Annotated in this window: 21 protein-coding genes and 2 pseudogenes; all 23 read right to left on the bottom strand. The window is 29.5% G+C overall.

Translation table 11 applies throughout. The features are described from left to right. Nucleotides 1–7: 7 nt before the first annotated feature. The gene (gene hemC / locus CAAU_RS09410) at nt 8–874 is read right to left on the bottom strand and encodes a hydroxymethylbilane synthase (protein WP_040306410.1); all 867 of its coding nucleotides are present in this window, start codon (nt 872–874) and stop codon (nt 8–10) included. After that, nucleotides 864–1,502 carry an NAD(P)-dependent oxidoreductase gene (locus CAAU_RS09405; RefSeq protein ID WP_008909204.1) on the bottom strand — a complete coding sequence of 213 codons (639 nt, stop codon included), beginning with the start codon at nt 1,500–1,502 and terminating at the stop codon, nt 864–866. The genes hemC and CAAU_RS09405 overlap by 11 nt, the downstream gene beginning before the upstream one ends. Continuing rightward, nucleotides 1,466–2,644 carry a glutamyl-tRNA reductase gene (hemA, locus tag CAAU_RS09400; protein WP_040306445.1) on the bottom strand — a complete coding sequence of 393 codons (1,179 nt, stop codon included), beginning with the start codon at nt 2,642–2,644 and terminating at the stop codon, nt 1,466–1,468. Before hemA ends, CAAU_RS09405 begins: the two co-directional genes overlap by 37 nt. A 5-nt stretch (nt 2,645–2,649) precedes the next feature. Continuing rightward, the gene (gene cobK, locus CAAU_RS09395; protein WP_008909202.1) at nt 2,650–3,375 is read right to left on the bottom strand and encodes a precorrin-6A reductase; all 726 of its coding nucleotides are present in this window, start codon (nt 3,373–3,375) and stop codon (nt 2,650–2,652) included. Further along, nucleotides 3,372–4,091, bottom strand: a complete 720-nt coding sequence (gene cobJ / locus CAAU_RS09390) for a precorrin-3B C(17)-methyltransferase (RefSeq protein WP_008909201.1) — start codon at nt 4,089–4,091, stop codon at nt 3,372–3,374. The genes cobK and cobJ overlap by 4 nt, the downstream gene beginning before the upstream one ends. 2 nt (nt 4,092–4,093) lie before the next feature. Further along, the gene (gene cbiG, locus CAAU_RS09385) at nt 4,094–5,044 is read right to left on the bottom strand and encodes a cobalt-precorrin 5A hydrolase (protein ID WP_008909200.1); all 951 of its coding nucleotides are present in this window, start codon (nt 5,042–5,044) and stop codon (nt 4,094–4,096) included. After that, nucleotides 5,041–5,793 carry a precorrin-4 C(11)-methyltransferase gene (gene cobM / locus CAAU_RS09380; RefSeq protein ID WP_008909199.1) on the bottom strand — a complete coding sequence of 251 codons (753 nt, stop codon included), beginning with the start codon at nt 5,791–5,793 and terminating at the stop codon, nt 5,041–5,043. Before cobM ends, cbiG begins: the two co-directional genes overlap by 4 nt. A 4-nt stretch (nt 5,794–5,797) precedes the next feature. Further along, nucleotides 5,798–6,451, bottom strand: a complete 654-nt coding sequence (gene cobI, locus CAAU_RS09375) for a precorrin-2 C(20)-methyltransferase (protein WP_008909198.1) — start codon at nt 6,449–6,451, stop codon at nt 5,798–5,800. Between the two features lie 4 nt (nt 6,452–6,455). Continuing rightward, nucleotides 6,456–6,995: a precorrin-6Y C5,15-methyltransferase (decarboxylating) subunit CbiT gene (gene cbiT, locus CAAU_RS09370; protein ID WP_008909197.1), complete on the bottom strand. Its 540-nt coding sequence runs from the start codon at nt 6,993–6,995 to the stop codon at nt 6,456–6,458. Continuing rightward, entirely contained in the window at nt 6,986–7,564 is a 579-nt protein-coding gene (gene cbiE, locus CAAU_RS09365) for a precorrin-6y C5,15-methyltransferase (decarboxylating) subunit CbiE (protein WP_008909196.1), read from the bottom strand. Before cbiE ends, cbiT begins: the two co-directional genes overlap by 10 nt. Then, nucleotides 7,561–8,619 (bottom strand): cobalt-precorrin-5B (C(1))-methyltransferase CbiD, encoded by a 1,059-nt coding sequence (gene cbiD / locus CAAU_RS09360; RefSeq protein WP_242822579.1) that lies wholly within the window; start codon nt 8,617–8,619, stop codon nt 7,561–7,563. The genes cbiE and cbiD overlap by 4 nt, the downstream gene beginning before the upstream one ends. Further along, on the bottom strand, nt 8,619–9,239 hold the full coding sequence (locus tag CAAU_RS09355) for a precorrin-8X methylmutase (RefSeq protein WP_008909194.1): 621 nt from the start codon (nt 9,237–9,239) through the stop codon (nt 8,619–8,621). The genes cbiD and CAAU_RS09355 overlap by 1 nt, the downstream gene beginning before the upstream one ends. Next, entirely contained in the window at nt 9,236–9,604 is a 369-nt protein-coding gene (locus CAAU_RS09350) for a sirohydrochlorin chelatase (RefSeq protein WP_008909193.1), read from the bottom strand. Before CAAU_RS09350 ends, CAAU_RS09355 begins: the two co-directional genes overlap by 4 nt. A gap of 2 nt (nt 9,605–9,606) precedes the next feature. Further along, on the bottom strand, nt 9,607–10,902 hold the full coding sequence (locus CAAU_RS09345; RefSeq protein ID WP_008909192.1) for a cobyrinic acid a,c-diamide synthase CobB: 1,296 nt from the start codon (nt 10,900–10,902) through the stop codon (nt 9,607–9,609). Nucleotides 10,903–10,912: 10 nt separating this feature from the next. Further along, entirely contained in the window at nt 10,913–11,704 is a 792-nt protein-coding gene (locus tag CAAU_RS09340) for a GHMP family kinase ATP-binding protein (protein ID WP_008909191.1), read from the bottom strand. Beyond that, nucleotides 11,694–12,731 (bottom strand): pyridoxal phosphate-dependent aminotransferase, encoded by a 1,038-nt coding sequence (locus CAAU_RS09335; RefSeq protein WP_008909190.1) that lies wholly within the window; start codon nt 12,729–12,731, stop codon nt 11,694–11,696. Before CAAU_RS09335 ends, CAAU_RS09340 begins: the two co-directional genes overlap by 11 nt. 9 nt (nt 12,732–12,740) lie before the next feature. Beyond that, nucleotides 12,741–13,667 (bottom strand): adenosylcobinamide-phosphate synthase CbiB, encoded by a 927-nt coding sequence (cbiB, locus tag CAAU_RS09330; protein WP_008909189.1) that lies wholly within the window; start codon nt 13,665–13,667, stop codon nt 12,741–12,743. Nucleotide 13,668: 1 nt separating this feature from the next. Continuing rightward, nucleotides 13,669–15,117: a cobyric acid synthase gene (locus tag CAAU_RS09325; RefSeq protein WP_008909188.1), complete on the bottom strand. Its 1,449-nt coding sequence runs from the start codon at nt 15,115–15,117 to the stop codon at nt 13,669–13,671. A gap of 4 nt (nt 15,118–15,121) precedes the next feature. After that, nucleotides 15,122–15,865 carry an AIR synthase related protein gene (locus tag CAAU_RS09320; RefSeq protein WP_008909187.1) on the bottom strand — a complete coding sequence of 248 codons (744 nt, stop codon included), beginning with the start codon at nt 15,863–15,865 and terminating at the stop codon, nt 15,122–15,124. 4 nt (nt 15,866–15,869) lie between these two features. After that, nucleotides 15,870–16,130, bottom strand: a complete 261-nt coding sequence (locus tag CAAU_RS09315) for an ATP-binding cassette domain-containing protein (protein WP_008909186.1) — start codon at nt 16,128–16,130, stop codon at nt 15,870–15,872. Nucleotides 16,131–16,255: 125 nt separating this feature from the next. Beyond that, nucleotides 16,256–16,729: pseudogene (locus tag CAAU_RS09310) on the bottom strand (RNA-guided endonuclease TnpB family protein); the annotation flags it as partial. Between the two features lie 113 nt (nt 16,730–16,842). After that, nucleotides 16,843–17,034, bottom strand: a pseudogene (locus CAAU_RS09305) (cob(I)yrinic acid a,c-diamide adenosyltransferase); the annotation flags it as partial. Then, entirely contained in the window at nt 17,030–17,527 is a 498-nt protein-coding gene (locus tag CAAU_RS09300) for an ECF transporter S component (RefSeq protein ID WP_008909182.1), read from the bottom strand. The gene CAAU_RS09300 and the pseudogene CAAU_RS09305, both read right to left, overlap by 5 nt. Between the last annotated feature and the right edge of the window lie 11 nt (nt 17,528–17,538).

The following is a 17,538-nucleotide window of genomic DNA, read 5'->3' as shown; positions in this document are numbered from 1 at the left end:
TCCTCCATCAACAAAGTTTTTTAGCAAGCTGCCTTGAAAGTTCTAAAAAATTTTCTTTTTTCCCCTCAATATCCTTCTTTATTATTTTTCCACCTTTTTCATTTACGCCAATAATATAAATATAATCACCTTCAATTTTTGCATATGCAGCTACTAAGCTATGACATCCTCCATTTAATAATTTCATAATATTTCTTTCCGCCTCAACACACATTCTTATATCTTCTTTATTTAAAACCTTCATCATATCATAAAATTCATTATTCTTTAATGTTTCAATACAAAGAGCTCCTTGACCACAAGCAGGGATTATTTTTTCTATATCAAAATATTCTGTTACAATAGCATCTATTCCTAACCTTTTTAGTCCTGCAGCTGCAAGCACAACTCCATCTAAATTCTCTCTTTCAATTTTTTCTATTCTTGTATTAACATTTCCCCTTATAGGAACTATCTCTATATCACCCCTTAATGCTAAAAGCTGCTTTGCCCTTCTAATGCTGCTTGTCCCAATTCTTGCGCCCCTTCTTTGCTCAAAAAAAGTCAAACCATTCATGGAAACAAAAGCATCCCTCGCATCATCTCTTATTGGAACTGCTGCTATCTCAAAATTATCATCAAGTTCTGTTGGAACATCCTTTAAACTATGAACAGCTATATCGGCCTCCTTTTTTAACAAAGCAATTTCAATTTCCTTAATAAAAAGGCCTTTTCCTCCTATTTTATCTAGTGAAACATCTAAAATTCTGTCTCCTTTTGTTGTATAAAGTCTTTTTTCACATTCTAAATTTAATTTATCACTTATCATCTCTATTATTATGTCTGCCTGTTTTTCTGCAAGGGAACTTTTCCTAGTTGCAACCTTAATCATAATTACCCTCCAAAAACATTTTTAAAATAAGATCTGAATACCCTTTTTTGTAAAAGTAATAAAAATCATCACTATTGATAAAAGCCATTAAATCTGTCTTTTTGTTCCCTTTAAATTGAGCTCTTAATTTACTTGTATATCCAATAAAATCATCATATTTTTCTAAAAGTCTTTTAATTTTTGTAGATAAAAATACTGCTGCCTTAGGATTGCCAAAATTCGTATTTAAACTTAAAGTTACATTTTTAGTCCTTACATTCATCGATGAGACCATATTACCATTTAAAAAATTACTACAATCAATATATAATTTGCTATATTGTTTACAATCTTTAATGATTTCCTCCTTAATTGCTCCATCCAAAGCTATTACCATAATATGTTTGTCTAAAATAAAATCTGATCTATATTCTCCATTAAATAAGTATAAATTATCATATTTTAATCTATAAAATTCATCTAAAAAATCCTTAGATAATACATAAACTTTAGCTCCACTTTTTAAAAAGGATTTAGTCTTTATAAGACTTGCCCTTCCTCCTCCGATAATACCTATTCGTATTTTTGGGGAAATTAAACTAACTCCTAAATACTCTAATTCTTTATTATTTTTTCTATTATTCTTATACATTCATCTCCCCTACCCTCTAAATATTCCTCCTTTAATACCTTTATAATCCTATGGGCAAAATAGTCTGAAACACTTTTAAAGTAAAATTCAGCCATCTCAAAATCTAAACTATTATTTTTATATTTTTTAATAAATTTATCCAACCTTACTTTATAATTTTTGTTACTAACATCTTGAATATTTTTTATCAAAGGAATTATTTCTGATATTTTTTCCCATTTCATAAATTCACTTACATAATCATCAATAATAAATCTATATTCTTGCATAATCTTATATCTTAAATTGATATTATTTTCATTCATTTTTGATATAGCATCAATATCATAAAGCTCAATACCATCTATTAACTTCACATCCTCCTCCACATCCCTTGGCATCGCAAGATCAAAGATAAGCATTTTTTTCTTGATATCCCCTTTTTTTATAATAGTATGTGGAGCAGAGGTAGCAGAAATTATACATTCAACAGCTTCAATATAGTTTTTCCAATTTTTAAATTCTATAAATTCTAATCTATCATCCATATTTTTAACTTTATTTTTATCTCTAACCGCTATAAAAATTTTCTCAACACTTTTTGTTAATAAATATTTACATGTTAACTCCCCAATCTCACCAAATCCAAGTATTAAAACCTTTTTAATACTTCTTTTTTTAACTTCATTAGCTATAATAGATGCCGATGATACAGGATACATATATAATTTAGCCTTTCTTCTAAACTCCTTACCACATGCAACAGCTCTTTGAAAAAGTCTTGATAAAATTCTCATGCATGATTTGTTTTCCCTTGCTATTTCATAGGCTCTTTTAATTTGTCCTAAAATTTGTTCTTCTCCAACTATCAAAGAATCAAACCCACATGCAACTTCAAAAATATGTTTAACAGCGTCAAAATCCGTTAAATAAAACAAATTATCTTTATTATCATCCCACTCTAAACTTTTTAACATTTTATCTAGATTATATTGCTCATTATAATAATATATCTCTGTTCTATTACAAGTGCTAAGAATAATAACTTCCTCACAAATTTCCTTTAATTTTTCTAATTTTTGAGGAATTCTTTTCTCAATTATTGACAATTTTTCTCTTATTCTTATGTCTGTCTTTGGACTTATTCCTATTACTCCAACCAATTCCATCACCACTTTAAAACATATTGAAGTATTTCATCTATACTATATATTCCATCTTCTTTAGGTCTTAAAATAACCAATGGAACTATACCTATTTTTTTACACGCTCTTATTTTTTGCAATGTTCCACCTTCGTTACCACTATCCTTCATAACTACATACTTAGCATCAAATTCTTTAAAAAAAGCTTCGTTAAAATCTTCAGAAAATACTCCTTTAATTGCTACTAGGTCACTTATTGGTATTCCTAAAGATATACACTTTTTAATACTGTCCTCTGATGGTAAAATTCTATAGATAAATCTTCTACCATTTTTTACTCTTTCAAATACTTCTATATTATTTGAACCTATAGTAAAAACAACATTCCCTTCTTTGTCTTTTAAGTAATCAGCACATTCATTAAAATCTTTAAAAACAACACAACCATCAAGTTCTGTTTCATTCCTTAAATACCTTATATATTCAATTTTAAACTCCTCTGCCACTTTTTTAGAATTCAATGAAACTTCCTTTGCAAATGGATGTGACATATCAACTATAAGATCTATATTATTTTTAAATACAAATTTTTTCATATCTTCATAGTTTAACCTTACCTTAACAATATTATATTTAAAGAATTCCCTTTCACCTTCATCAGTAGCAACAGTTGCTATATAATTTACCTTACCATGGACATTTTCCAAAAGCTTTTTAGCCTCATAAGTCCCAGAGATAATCCAAATCAAATAATATACCCCCTTGGAGTTATCATATATCCATCTTTAACATAGGTCATACTATTGCCTATTATTAAAATAGTTCTCATATCAATATTCTCAAGATTAATACTATCAAGAGTAGTTATAATCTTTTCTTCATTATATCTTCTTGCGTTTTTTACAATACCTACAAAAGTTTTTGGATTTCTATATCTTAAAATAATCTCCAATGCTCTATTAAGGTTATAAACTCTTGCCGAACTCTTAGGATTATATAATGCTATAACAAAGTCTCCTTCAGCAGCAGCTTTAATCCTTTTTTCAATAATCTGCCAGGGAGTTAAAAGATCACTAAGACTAATAGAGCAAAAATCATGCATAATAGGTGCACCTAAGCTAGCTGCTGCTAAAAAAGCAGAAGTAACTCCGGGAATGATTTCATATTCTATATCTGTGTTGAGTTCTAAAAGAAGTCCTGCCATACCGTAAAGTCCTGAATCCCCAGATGATATAACACCGGTATCATATCCTTCCTTTACCTTGCTAATAGCTAGTCTGCATCTTTCAACCTCACTCTTCATTGAAGTTTTTATTATTACTTTATCTTTAATAAAATCTTTAATTAATTCTATATAAAAATCGTAACCAACGATTACCTGACATTTTTTAATACATTCTACAGCCCTTAAGGTCATATCCTCCCTCTGACCCGAACCTATACCTATAACATATAATTTTGCCATATTCAATCCTCCTTTGAAACAGCAACTGTTACCCCATCTATGATTTTCCTATTAACTATAATATTTGGTGATAAAAGATATGCACAGGGCTCGGCAACAGAATATATTCCAAAGTTCCTATAAACCCATGGACTTTTGGGGAAGTTTTCCTCAACCTTTTTGATTTCCTCTCTTGAAAAAAAGATAACCGGAAGTTTTTTTTCTTTTGCAAATCTTAAAAGCCCTTCTTCATCCTTTTTTATATCTAAAGTCCCAATAGACTTTATACTAAACATACTTAAATTATTTTCTTTAAAAACTCTTTGAATTGCTGAATCAATTTTCTCAAAACTTGTCCCCCTTTTACATCCTATTCCAACATGTAAAACCTTTGGTCTTAATATACAATAAGGTTCTTTTCTAGGAAATTCATCCTTATAAGTAATATAAATAAATGCCTCGCCTTCATCGGTTATATTTGGATAATCAATTTTAATATTTATAGAAGAACATATAGAAATTGTTCTCCCCTCAATCATTAGGGATGTAATTCTTTTCAATCTTTCCTTATCTTCTATATAAAAATCATTATCCTTTGCTATAAGGTCAAGGGATTTGAATCCCCTTCCATCTGATGCAGTTGTAACAATTGGCATAGCACCTATTTTCTCGGCTACTTCAATACAAAATTCATTCGCTCCTCCAAAATGTCCTGATAGTAAACTAATCACATATCTACCCATATCATCTATCACTAATACCGCTGGATCTTGCCATTTACTTCTTATATAAGGAGCTAAAATCCTAACTGCTATACCTACAGCAGAAATAAAAATAATCCTTTCATACTTTACTATCTTCTCAATGTTTTCTTTAAAATTCTCTTTAGAAAAAACATCTACCTTTTCATAGACATCTTTTATCTTTTTTACAACTTTTTCTCCTTCCTTAGTAAAATAAATACAAGCTATCATTCCTTTGCCTCCCTAAAGCCATGGCTAAAATTTTTAGAATACAAAAGGCTTCTTGAGGATTTTTTCAAAAATTCACCAACGAGTATTTGAGCAGTTTTGTTTATTCCAACACTTTTAACCTTTTCTGCAATATCCTTAAGCGTTCCTAATATAATTTTTTCATCTTTCCAAGTAGCTTTATAAACAACCGCAACTGGAACATTTTCATCTTCATATCCTTTTATAAGTTTTTCCACAACTTTATCTATATCTTGAACCGACAAAAATATTGCCATAGAGGCTTTGTGCTTTGCTAAAAGTTCTAAATCTTCGCTTTCAGGAACACTAGTCCTTCCGGATAACCTTGTTATAATTATGCTTTGTGAAATTTTAGGAACTGTAAATTCCTTTTTCAATACCGAACAACTTGCTGTAAAGCTACTCACTCCTGGAATAATTTCGTATTTAATGCCTAATTTATCCATCTGATCCATCTGTTCACCTATTGCCCCATAAATAGTTGGATCACCAGTATGAAGTCTCACAATAACCTTATCTTCTCCATCGTATTTTCTTATATATTCTATAATCTCCTCTAAAGTTAATCTGGAACTATCAATAATAATTGCATCTTCTCGACAAAATTTTAAGTGTTCACTTGAAACTAAAGAGCCTGCATAAATTATAACATCTGCTTTTTCAAGCAATTTTCTCCCCTTTACCGTAATTAAATCTACATCTCCTGGACCTGCACCAACAAAATAAACCATATACTCACTCCCTAAAGGATATTATCAAAGCAAGATAATCCTCATCTTTTTCTATATCTTCCTCATCCATTAAAATTTTTTCACCATCCAAAGTGCACCTTTTAATATAGTAGTTTTTAAAGCCTTTTTCTTTTAACTTCTTTATTATCTCCTTTTTGTTGTTAGCTTTAAGGAAAATTATTTTGTCTATATCATTAACTTTATCTAATTCAATATTTTTATCTGTAATTAAAACAGATTCATTTTTAACTGCAAAGGGTAATTTGATTTTTGAAAAGGCTGCATTATATGATGTAACTCCTGGAATTATTTCTACTTTAATACCGAATTTATTTATTTCTCTGTATAAATATATAAATGTGCTATAAGTTAAAGGATCTCCTAACGTTAAAAAACAAGCAACATCAATATCTCTAAAAACTTCATTTATAATTTTTGCTGCTTCTTTGTAGTTAAACTTATTTTCTTCTCCCATAGGGAAATTAAGTTCAATTATTTTTTTACCCATTAAATATCCTTTAACTATCTCCTTTGCTAAGCTTTTTCCTTTGCTAGCTGGAACAAATATGATACTACTTTCGTTTATAACCCTTAAAGCTTTTAATGTTAAAAGTTCTGGATCTCCTGGTCCTATTCCTATTCCATAAAATGTTTTCAAAATATCACCTACCTCTTGTAGCCCTCGCTATAAAAATAGGATTGTTGGCCTTTAAAAGATCGTTTTCTATTTTTGAAATCGATAGCATCCTAACCTCAAGATCATATTTTAATTCTCTAAAAGTTTTAATAAATAAACTTAAATTTTCCACCTTAATAAAATTCGCAACAACAATTTTATTATTTGGATTTTTATCAATTAAATTTATAATTTTTAAAAGGTTACCACCACTACCTCCAATAAAACATTTAGTAAAATTCAAACTTTCTATATAATCCTCTGCATTTCCCTTTATAATTTCTATATCTACGTTAAATTTTTCTTTATTCTTTTTTAGAAGCTTAACAGCCTCATCATCCCTATCAATAGCGAAAACACTTGCACCCAAAATTGCAGCTTGAATTGAAATACTACCCGTTCCTGCCCCTATGTCAAGTAAAACATCTTTATTGCATATATCAAGATATGCTAAACTAATAACCCTTGCCTCAAATTTTGTCATAGGGACATCTCCCCTTACAAAATATTCATCCTTTATCCACATGCTTCCACCACCAAAATACTCAAATTAGACATCTCTTCAAAAGTATCACCTATGTTTCCTTCAACAATCACTTCATCCTCATATGACAAATTGAATCCTACATAAATTTTCCCTTTATAACCTTTCCAAAACAAATGCTCTGAAAAGAAAGACGGATTATATTTTGAATCTGTAAATATAATAGTTATTCCATTCCTTTTTACCTTATCTAAATCAGCCTCTCTTCCATGAAAACTTAAAATCAAAGCATCGTTCCAACTCTTTTTTAATTTACACATCATATATTGAAAGGACGATATGGAGGGAATTACCTTTTCAATTTTTATCCCTTTTCTTTGTAAAAAATCAAAGGCACTATATAAAAGCGGATCACCAGAAACAACTAATGTAACATTTCCGTCGTAATCTAATATATCTTCCAAGGTTCGTATATATTTTACAGATACCATATCTTCTAATTCTTTCCCTAATCTTGAAAAAGCTAAAACTTGTCTTGAATTTTTAATAACTTCTATAGCCTCAAGACTTGCATATTTAATATTTCCAGGTCCAATACCTACAAGAATCATTGCACCACCCTACCATCCTTAAAGGTATAAATTATAACATCTAATTCGATATCATAATCGCTTATATAGTTTCTTATTCTGTCTATTATTCCTTGTTTCATATCATTAAATATGACATCATATCCTCTTTCTTTTATAAAAGCTGCCACCTCCTCCGCTGTTTTAAACTTCTCAACCCTTTGAATTATTTCATAGGGACATCTTTTTTTTGCAAGATAATACACAAAGGCTTCCATTCTTGAATCCACTACTTTACTATGTGTATTAAAGGCTCCTATTGACAACTTGCACATTTTTCCTATATGGCCAACTATCGTAATTTTTTTAAAACCAACTTCCTTAGCATATAAAAGAGCATCGCCAATATAATTTGATGTCTTTATAATGTCCCCCTTTATACCATTTTTTTTAACAAATTCTTCTCCATGATTTCCAAAAGTAAATATTACTTGATTACTTTTTCTGATAAGTATATCAAGCTGCATATAAATTGTTTTTTTCATCGCATCATCAGACATAGGATAAACTATCCCTTTAGTCCCTATTATTGAAATGCCTCCCACTATACCAATCTTTGGATTATATGTTTTTTTAGCAATTTCAATCCCATCAGGTGCAAAAATCAAAACATCTGCTCCTTTTGGATACACCTCCATAATAGCTTCTTTAATCATTTCCCTTGGGACTTTATTTATTGCAGCCTCACCCTTCTTACCAAAAGGCGAATCTTCTATAAATCTTCCTATTCCTATTCCACCATCTATATTTACTTTTCCATCTTGCCTTAACTTAACTTTAGAATAAATCTTTATCTTATCAGTAACATCCACGTCATCTCCAGCATCTTTTTTTACAGAAGCTACTGCAAATTCTCCCTCTTTAAAGCATTCAATAACTTTAATTTTTAGTGTTATCCCTTCAGGAGTTTTTATTTCAACAAATTTCGTTTCAACCCCCAATAGTTTTAATAATGCAGCCTTCGTTGCAGCTGCTGCACAACTTCCAGTAGTATAACCTAGTCTTAACTTTTTCCCTTCATGGATTACATATTCCATCATCTTCCCACCGCCATATATAGTATTGCATTAAATATGGCAGCAGCCACATTGCTTCCTCCCTTTGTTCCTTTTGTCGTAATAGAAGGGACATCCAGTTTATATAAAATCTCCTTAGACTCTTCCGCTCCAACAAAACCAACAGGAACGCCTATAATTAATTTAGGCAAAATTATTCCTTTTTCAATATACTCACAAAGTCTAAAAAGAGCCGTTGGAGCATTTCCTATTACAAATACCTCTGTCCCGTCCTCAACTGCTTTATCTATAGCTGCCATAGAACGTGTTATTTTTTTTAGCCTTGAAATTTCATAAATTTTCTCTTCATCAATATAACAATGAATTGATGACTCCGTTATTAAAAGGGATTTTTTATTTATTCCTGACAAAGCCATTTTCGTATCTGTAAAAACTTTTGTCCCACCTCTAATTGTTTCTATCCCTACATTAACAGGTTTATTTTTAAACCTAATTATATTTTCATAATCATAATCCCCTGTAGAATGAATCGCTCTTAAAACAACAGGTATTTCATCTAAAGTAAATTCCCTTTTAATATTTGATTTTATAATTTCAAAGCTTTTTTCCTCTATTTTTAAAGGGTCCTTAATGTATTTCATATAATCTTCCTTTCCCCATTAAATCGTTCCTTTAGAATTTCTAAAATAAATGGATGATATTCAATTGGACTTGTAAATTCTATTGTTAAATCTTTATATTTGTTTGCAACTTCTTTTAATAGATTTGGAATATCCTCTTTTATATGAATTCCAGTATACAGAAAATAAGGTATAGCAATTATTCGTTTTATTCCTTGTTTGTAAATTTCATCAATCGCTTTTTTTATATTAGGTTCATTAAACTCCATAAATGCTGGAAAAACCTTTATATTCATAAAATTCTGGAACTCATCCGAAACTTTTAAAAAGGTTTTATAAGCATCTTGACTCCTACTTCCATGACTTATTAAAAGAATAGCTTCCATTTTTATTCTCCTTTCATTCTTTGTAAAATATTTTTAACTATATTAAAACTACCAAAGAAGCTTACATGAGGATACATTGCAAAGGCATTTTTATATTGATATCCACAATCAGTAATTCTATTTCCCATTGCCTTCTTAACCCTTAAAATTTTTTCATGCTTTAAATTTACAACTGACTTATGGAACTCATGTCCTGTAAATTTATCTCCCTTATAACCAATAACACAATCTCTTTCAATTTCAACTTCTACATATCCAAAATTTTGTAACTTGTCCGTCATATATGTTTCGCCTTTAAAAATACCAACCATATATCTATCATCTATCTTTTCTGTTAAATACATAAGTCCACCGCATTCAGCAAACAAAAAACCACCGCCTTCAACAAAATCTCTAATTGACATTAACATTTTTTTGTTTGCCGAAAGCTCCTCTTTAAAAATCTCTGGATACCCTCCCCCAATATAAACAAAATCAGCATCTGGTAAAACCTTATCTTTAATCGGCGAAAAAAATTCAACTTCAAACAGTGAATTTAAAATATCTATATTTTCCCTATAATAAAACGAAAAGGCTCTATCTAATGCAATTGCAGCTTTAAAATTTGTTTTAGTGAATGTCATCGGACTAAATACATTAATTTCTTTTGTTAATTTCAAAAATTCATCTAAATCTACATTTTTTTTTATTTCGTGTGAAACCTTCTCTATCTTTTCCTCCAAATCTTCTACCTCTACACTTTGAATTAATCCCAAATGTCTTGAATTTATTTCCAAATATTTACTTTCTTCTATAAAACCTAAAACTTTTATTCCAACATATTTTTCAACTATTTCCTTTAATAATTTAAAATAGTTTTTAGAAACTCTGTTAAAAATAATTCCTTTTATATTAGGAGCAAAATTTACCATACCCTGAATTTTGGGAACTACACTAAACATCTCACCCTTTGGAGCATAAACCAGAATAGCATTTAAATTTAAATCTTTTGCTATGCTGTATGTCGAATTTTCAAAGGTATTATATATCCCATCAAAATATCCCATAACACCTTCAATGATACAAAGGTCTAAATCCTTATTTATTAAAATTTTATATTCCTTTCCTTGAAGAAAAGAATCCAAATTTTGAGCTTCTTGACCTGAAATTCTTCTTAAAAAAGCCGTGTCGATATAGTCAGGTCCAACTTTGCATGGAAAAACCGTATATTTTAAATCTTTAAGAGTTTTTATAATTCCCAAAGTTAATATTGTTTTTCCACTGCCACTATTTGGTGCTGCAATCACTATTCCCTTCATTTTATCCCCCTCAAAAAGCTTTTTTTAATGTTTTTAATAAGTAAGACTTATATCCTTTAAAGTTTACATCCAAATATACAGGTTTTTCAAACACTATACCTAACATATTTCCACTATGTGCACCAATTAAACCTAATGCTCCTTTTTTTCTTGATAACCATAAACAATCATCGAGAATTTGATAAGGCAATCTTTGCTGATTTCTTATTATACTCTCAGTTGAAATCTGTGCTAATGTCCTTATATCTTTATTTTTAATTGCAACTTTTAATTCGTCGAATAAATCAGAAACATTCGCTAAACTTATTTTTACATTTTTATTAAACTCAACCGTATCTATTTCCTTTTCTCCTTCAAAAGCCCAAACATAAAATTCAAAATATTCTCCAAGTTCTTCATAATATTCTCCATTTTTATAATCAAAGGCACATGCTTTATTAAAAATAATACTATCTGTGGGTTCAATTTTTATTGTTTCTCTAATAAGTTCCTCTTGATTGTATTCTTTGTTAAACTTCTTTAATAAGCAATGATAAAGAGCACATAGGTCTGCCGTGCTGCTGGCAAAGCCTTTCCCTTTTGGAATAGTTGAATTTATTTTAAAATACACTTCCTCTTCTATATCCCAAGAAATCAAGAGATTCTTAGAAAAATTTTTTGCCTTGTAATTACCATCATCGAAAAGATCATCAATTAATTCCACATAAGTAAAAAGATTAACCGGAAAGGAAACTAAAATATCTTTATCCTTTACTCTTCCCTGAAGAATCTCTCCAATGCTTCCTGGGTATTTAAATTTCATCTTCATCACCTAAAATATTATTAATTTCTCTTAATAAAACTTCATTATCTTCTTTTCTTTTTATTGCTATTCTAATAAATGTATTATCTAATCCATAAAAATTTGAGCATTTCCGTATTAATATATTTTTTTGCAACAATCTTTCAAATATATATTCTTCATCATATTTTAATAATTTAATAAGCATAAAATTGCAATCTGTGTTAAAGGGTTTAACATTTTTAATTTCACTAAGTCGTTTAAACATATAATCCTTTTGAATCTTTATATATTCTTTAGTCTTTTTTATATAATCTTCATTAAAAATAATATCAGCAGCAAGTTCTGCAAATATATTTACTGTCCAAGGTAATTCATAATTTGAATACTTATCAACAAAATTTTTATCAGCATAAGCATATCCAAGCCTTATTCCAGGTAATGCAAAAAACTTAGTAGCAGCTCTTATAATACATACGTTTTTAAAAGCTCTAAGTTCCTTTATACTATCGTATCCTTCACAAAACTCAAAAAAAGCCTCATCAAGCAGCAAAAAAGCACCTCTTTTTTCCGTTAAACTAGCTATCTCGATCAATTTATCTTTATCTATTCTAAGACCAGTTGGATTATTAGGATTACCTAAAATCAAAAGATCCGACGATTTTAAATGTTTGTGAAGTAAATCTAAATCTAAACTAAAATCATCTTTAAGATATAACATTAACACTTCCTTTTTATACAACTTAGGTCTTAATATATATTCAATAAAACATGGAACAAAAACAACTATCCTTTCAAACATCAAAACTATATTGTTTAATATATCCACAGCACCATTTCCAACTATTACTTCTTCAACATTTACTCCTAAATAGTCAGCAATCCTTTTTTTTAAATTTCTATATTTAATATCTGGATAAACCTCAACCCTATTAAAATTTTGAAATAAATGTTCCTTCAACCCCTCAACAATTCCAAGAGGATTTATATTGCTTGAAAAATCTAATACAGTTTTTTGTATGGAATATATATCTCCTCCGTGTATCATACATCCTCCTTAAATCCAAAAACTTAATATTAATGAAATTATTAAAAACAAAAATTCTGTTCTAAACATTATTTTTATAGTTTTTAATATATCTTCCTTTTCTAACTCTCTAACCGCATCACCAATCGTAGGTTTTTTAACAAGTTCACCAAAGTAATAATTATCTCCACCGAGCCTTACCTTTAAAAGTCCAGCTGCTGCACCCTCAGGATAAGCACAATTTGGACTTTTATGATTTTTTCGATCTCTTATCATTATTTTTAAAGCATACTTTATATCATAATTGAATATCCCTGACAATATCATTAGAAATCCTGTAATACGTGCAGGAATAAAATTGAAAATATCATCTGTCTTAGCAGGGAAAAAACCAATATACCTATATTCTTCCTTCATATATCCAAGCATTGAATCCATTGTATTTACCATTTTATAAACAAATCCTAAAGGAGTTCCAAAGATCAGGAAAAAAATAGGAGCAATTACTCCATCAGAAGTATTTTCAGCAACTGTTTCTACTGTTGCCCTTATAATTTCCTTTTCTTCTAAATTTTTAGTATCACGTCCTACTATGAAAGAAAGTCTATATCTTGCTTCATCTAAAGAAATATTTAATGCTTTAAAAACCTTGAAAGCCTCATCCCTTAAACTTCTTGCAGCCACCAAAGTATATATAAAAAATATATTTACAGCATGATATATATACTTATTAAACCTTAAAGCTTTCAAAATATAAAATGGAATAAAATATGCTAAAGATATATTAATTAAAACAATTAAAAATCCTGCAAAATATAAACCATTACCTCTAAACAATCTTCTTGAAATCTTTTCCTCAAATGCAATAAGTTTTCCCATAAATTTTACAGGATGTGGAAACCAATAAGGATCACCAAATATCAAATCTAAAATACATCCTAACAAAATATCAATCATATCACTCTTCCTCTTTCATGAGCTTATATATGAAATCTATATCCACATTTTGTCTAAAAATGTCCGCAAGTTTATTAAGCTCCTCCTCCCTTTTTTCATCCAAATCAACGGACTTTTTTATTCTTATCCCCTTTTTATCCCTAATTAAATTTAAAATAAAACTCCTAAACTCTCCTGAATCAAAAATTCCATGAACATATGTTCCAAAATACTTATTATCCTTATAATCTCCATCAAGATAATTTTCTTTTTCAAAATTTATTTCAACAAAAGGATTTTTATTATTTATGGTTTTTCCCATATGTATTTCATATCCTTTTATTCTTTTACCAAAAGCTTGTCCTGAAATATTTCTTGTCTTTTTATCTCCAAGCAAAAAAGTTGTTGTATCAAAAAACTTAAGTCCCTCCTCAAAATCTCCCTTTTGTGTTTCCCAACCTTCTACATCTATTACTTTATTCCCCATCATTTGATATCCGCCACATATACCAAACACTATACCATCAAATTTTAAAAGTTCATCATAAAATCCGCTGACTTTTAACCATCTTAAATCCTCTAAAGTATTTTTACTTCCAGGTATTATTACCATATCTGCACCTTCAAGCTCAATAGGTCTATCAATAAACTTGATAGTTACATCCTCGTCAAACATAAAAGCATCAAAATCTGTAAAATTTGAAATCCTAGGTAGATTTATAACCCTAATATTAATTTTGCCATTGGCCTTTTCCTTTCTGTATCCTGCAGCATCCTCGTCTTCAAGTTTTAAATTAAAATAGGGCACTATACCTATAACCGGAACATTTATTAATGATTCAATTTTTTCGATTCCGCTTTTTAGAAGTAATTTATCCCCTCTAAATTTATTTATAATTATTCCTTTTATTCTTTTTCTTTCTTCATCTTCAAGCAACATGTATGTTCCATAAATTGAAGCAAATACTCCACCTTTATCAATATCTGCCACTAAAATGACTTTTGAATTTGCAATATCTGCCATACCCATATTCACAATATCATTTTCTTTCAAGTTTATTTCTGCAGGACTTCCAGCTCCTTCTATAACGACTATGTCAAAATTTTTCTCTATCATTTTGTATATTTCTTTAATTTTATCCTTAAGGTTAGCTTTATATTCAAAATACTCAACTGCATCCATATTTTTGTATGGACGCCCCATTATAATAACCTGACTTTTTTTATCTGTGGTAGGTTTTAACAAAATTGGATTCATAAAAGCTCTTGGCTGTATACCTGCAGCTTGAGCTTGAAGAACTTGAGCTCTTCCCATCTCTAATCCTTCATCATCCACATAAGAATTTAATGACATATTTTGGGATTTGAATGGACATACCCTGTAACCATCTTGATAAAATATCCTACAAAGAGCTGCAACAGTTATACTTTTACCACAGGAGGATGATGTTCCTTGAACCATTATTCTCATTTAATCACTCCTTATAAAATCTTCCTAATATGTGTATAGGGATATCAATTTTCGATTTAAAATCTTCCAAATATTTTTCTTCTAATGTAACAATTGCACAGGTTGATGGTCCTCCAGACTTTTTTAAATCTATATCAATTTGATTTCTATAAACCAGTTTTAAATTATTAGCCCTTTCAATCTCCTTTAACTCAACATAAATCCCCTTTGAGCCTACAGGAAGAATTTCTTTAACATAGCTTATAGACCTAATTTCAATAAGTTTTTTTATCGTCAAGATTTCTCCTTTATCTTCTAATACTTCTTCTCCAACCTTTGGTATTCCTACTATCAACGCTATATCACCTTCATGGGTTGTTATTGGAAAATTCTTTTTTAAAAGATATCCTATAACAGTAATTCCAACACCTGTTTGCACAGTTTTAAAATTTTCTTCCGTGCTACCGTTTAAAATACAATCAACCAAACCAGCTTCCCTGGATAATTTTTTAATACCTTCAATGATCTTTATTCCATAATTATCCATTTCAACCGAAAGAGTATCTATTATCGTAATTGGCTGTGCCTTTATAGATATAACCTCAGCCAATGGAACATAAGCGGTATAATAACCTACTATTTCAGGCTCGGCTCTGACAACGTCAAATTCTTTTTTTCCAACCCCTCCACAAGAATCACAAGCAACAACAAGATATTTTTCATCGTCTAAATCAATTATTGTTAAATCCCTGTATCTTTCAATCCTCATATTATCACCTTATTTGCGTCAATTTAGACAAAGGAACTATAAATGGCCTGTTATTAATAGGATTTGTAAAAACAGAAACTTCTAAATTAAAAAGCATTTTAATAACATTTTTATTTATAACCTCTTTAGGTGTTCCAACTTTAATTATTCGTCCATCCTTCATTGCTATTAAAAAATCACTATATTGTGAAGCCATATTCAAATCATGTAATACACAAAAAATTGTAATATTTAGTTCTTCCTTTAATTTTAAAAGCAAATCCAAAATTTCTACCTGATAATTTATTTGAAACTCCCACGACTAAAGTCGCGGGATTCCTGCTTCATTGACCTTTTACCTACTATCTCCACAGGCGTTAATTCGAGTAGTCCCTACCCTACTGTTTTTACTTATGCTATACCTAATATCCTCTTTCCCTCTTTTAATATATTTTTAATTGCATTTACATCTCTATCGTGGACTGTCCTACATATTGGACATTCCCACTCCCTTATGTTTAAGTCTTTTACTTCTTCATTTTTATAACCACATATATTACATATTTGACTTGATGGATAAAACATATCTATTTTTACTATTGTTCTTCCATACCATAATGCTTTATATTCAAGCATATTTGCAAATTTTGACCATGCTACATCTGATATGGACTTTGATAGTTTGTTATTTCTTAACATATTCTTAACCTTTAAGTCCTCCAAAATTATAACTTGGTTTTCGTTTATAATTTTAGAGGACAGCTTTTGCAAAAAATCTTCCCTTTGGTTTCTTATCTTCTCATGTATTTTGGCTACTTTCTTAGCTTGTTTCTTAAAGTTACTACTACCTAATTGTTTTTTAGAAAGCTTCCTTTGTTCCTTCAGGTATTTGAGTTTTAGCACAAGATAAGAAAGTCAACATAATAGTCAAAATTATACCTAAAGATATAAATTTAATTTTACTTTTAAACATATTTATCCCTGCAGTTTTAATGTTTTTAATATTTAATTCCTTTTCTTGCCATTACACCCTTCATATAATAATAATGTTTTATTTCTTTCATCTCAGTAACCAGGTCAGCGATATCTATTATTTCCTTGTGAGCATAGCGTCCTGTTAAAATAAGTTCAGTTTTTTCCGGTTTTAACTTTATCAAATTTAAAACTTCATCTAATGAAACCAATCTATAGTTTTTGTTTGATAACTCTATAGATTAGAACAGCTATTAAAGAATTTAAAAAAGATGCAATAGTAAGCGGAATAACTACAGCATAAAATAATGGCCATCCATTTAATGGTAGTTTAAATAAAATTGAAATAGCAGATGCTATCAATGCTGCAATAGGACCATTTAATATTGTAACTATACCAGTTGCTATATATGGATTATACCTTTTATATGTAATAGAAAATACATAAGCAAATACAAACATCTCCAAAGCAATAATAATATGCATAGGTATAGTTAAAGGAAAGCCACTTGTTATTGCTGTAAGTAAGTGCCCTAACAAAGCTACTATTCCACCTAAATAGGGTCCTAAAATTATTGCAGCAAAATAACCTGGCATTGAATCAAAAGCAATTGAACCTTGGATTTTAATTAAAGACCCTATGAAGGATAAGGCAATTAATATCGCCATATAAGTAACTGTTTTAACATTAAATTCTTTAACATTTTTCATCTTATCGCCCC

Source organism: Caloramator australicus RC3 (assembly GCF_000297115.1).
GTDB lineage: Bacteria > Bacillota > Clostridia > Clostridiales > Caloramatoraceae > Caloramator > Caloramator australicus.
The sequence above is the reverse complement of the archived record's forward strand: the minus strand, read 5'-3'. Positions and strand labels throughout refer to the sequence as shown.

Bases quoted from the DNA above. Each gene is read 5' to 3' on its own strand.
- CAAU_RS09405 (WP_008909204.1), bottom strand. From the start codon at position 1,502: ATGTATAAGAATAATAGAAAAAATAATAAAGAATTAGAGTATTTAGGA.
- cobJ (WP_008909201.1), bottom strand. From the start codon at position 4,091: ATGGCAAAATTATATGTTATAGGTATAGGTTCGGGTCAGAGGGAGGAT.
- cbiG (WP_008909200.1), bottom strand. From the start codon at position 5,044: ATGATAGCTTGTATTTATTTTACTAAGGAAGGAGAAAAAGTTGTAAAA.
- cobM (WP_008909199.1), bottom strand. From the start codon at position 5,793: ATGGTTTATTTTGTTGGTGCAGGTCCAGGAGATGTAGATTTAATTACG.
- cbiT (WP_008909197.1), bottom strand. From the start codon at position 6,995: ATGTGGATAAAGGATGAATATTTTGTAAGGGGAGATGTCCCTATGACA.
- cbiE (WP_008909196.1), bottom strand. From the start codon at position 7,564: ATGATTCTTGTAGGTATTGGACCTGGAAATATTAAATATGCAAGTCTT.
- cbiD (WP_242822579.1), bottom strand. From the start codon at position 8,619: ATGGAATATGTAATCCATGAAGGGAAAAAGTTAAGACTAGGTTATACT.
- CAAU_RS09355 (WP_008909194.1), bottom strand. From the start codon at position 9,239: ATGAAATACATTAAGGACCCTTTAAAAATAGAGGAAAAAAGCTTTGAA.
- CAAU_RS09350 (WP_008909193.1), bottom strand. From the start codon at position 9,604: ATGGAAGCTATTCTTTTAATAAGTCATGGAAGTAGGAGTCAAGATGCT.
- CAAU_RS09345 (WP_008909192.1), bottom strand. From the start codon at position 10,902: ATGAAGGGAATAGTGATTGCAGCACCAAATAGTGGCAGTGGAAAAACA.
- CAAU_RS09340 (WP_008909191.1), bottom strand. From the start codon at position 11,704: ATGAAATTTAAATACCCAGGAAGCATTGGAGAGATTCTTCAGGGAAGA.
- CAAU_RS09335 (WP_008909190.1), bottom strand. From the start codon at position 12,731: ATGATACACGGAGGAGATATATATTCCATACAAAAAACTGTATTAGAT.
- cbiB (WP_008909189.1), bottom strand. From the start codon at position 13,667: ATGATTGATATTTTGTTAGGATGTATTTTAGATTTGATATTTGGTGAT.
- CAAU_RS09325 (WP_008909188.1), bottom strand. From the start codon at position 15,117: ATGAGAATAATGGTTCAAGGAACATCATCCTCCTGTGGTAAAAGTATA.
- CAAU_RS09320 (WP_008909187.1), bottom strand. From the start codon at position 15,865: ATGAGGATTGAAAGATACAGGGATTTAACAATAATTGATTTAGACGAT.
- CAAU_RS09300 (WP_008909182.1), bottom strand. From the start codon at position 17,527: ATGAAAAATGTTAAAGAATTTAATGTTAAAACAGTTACTTATATGGCG.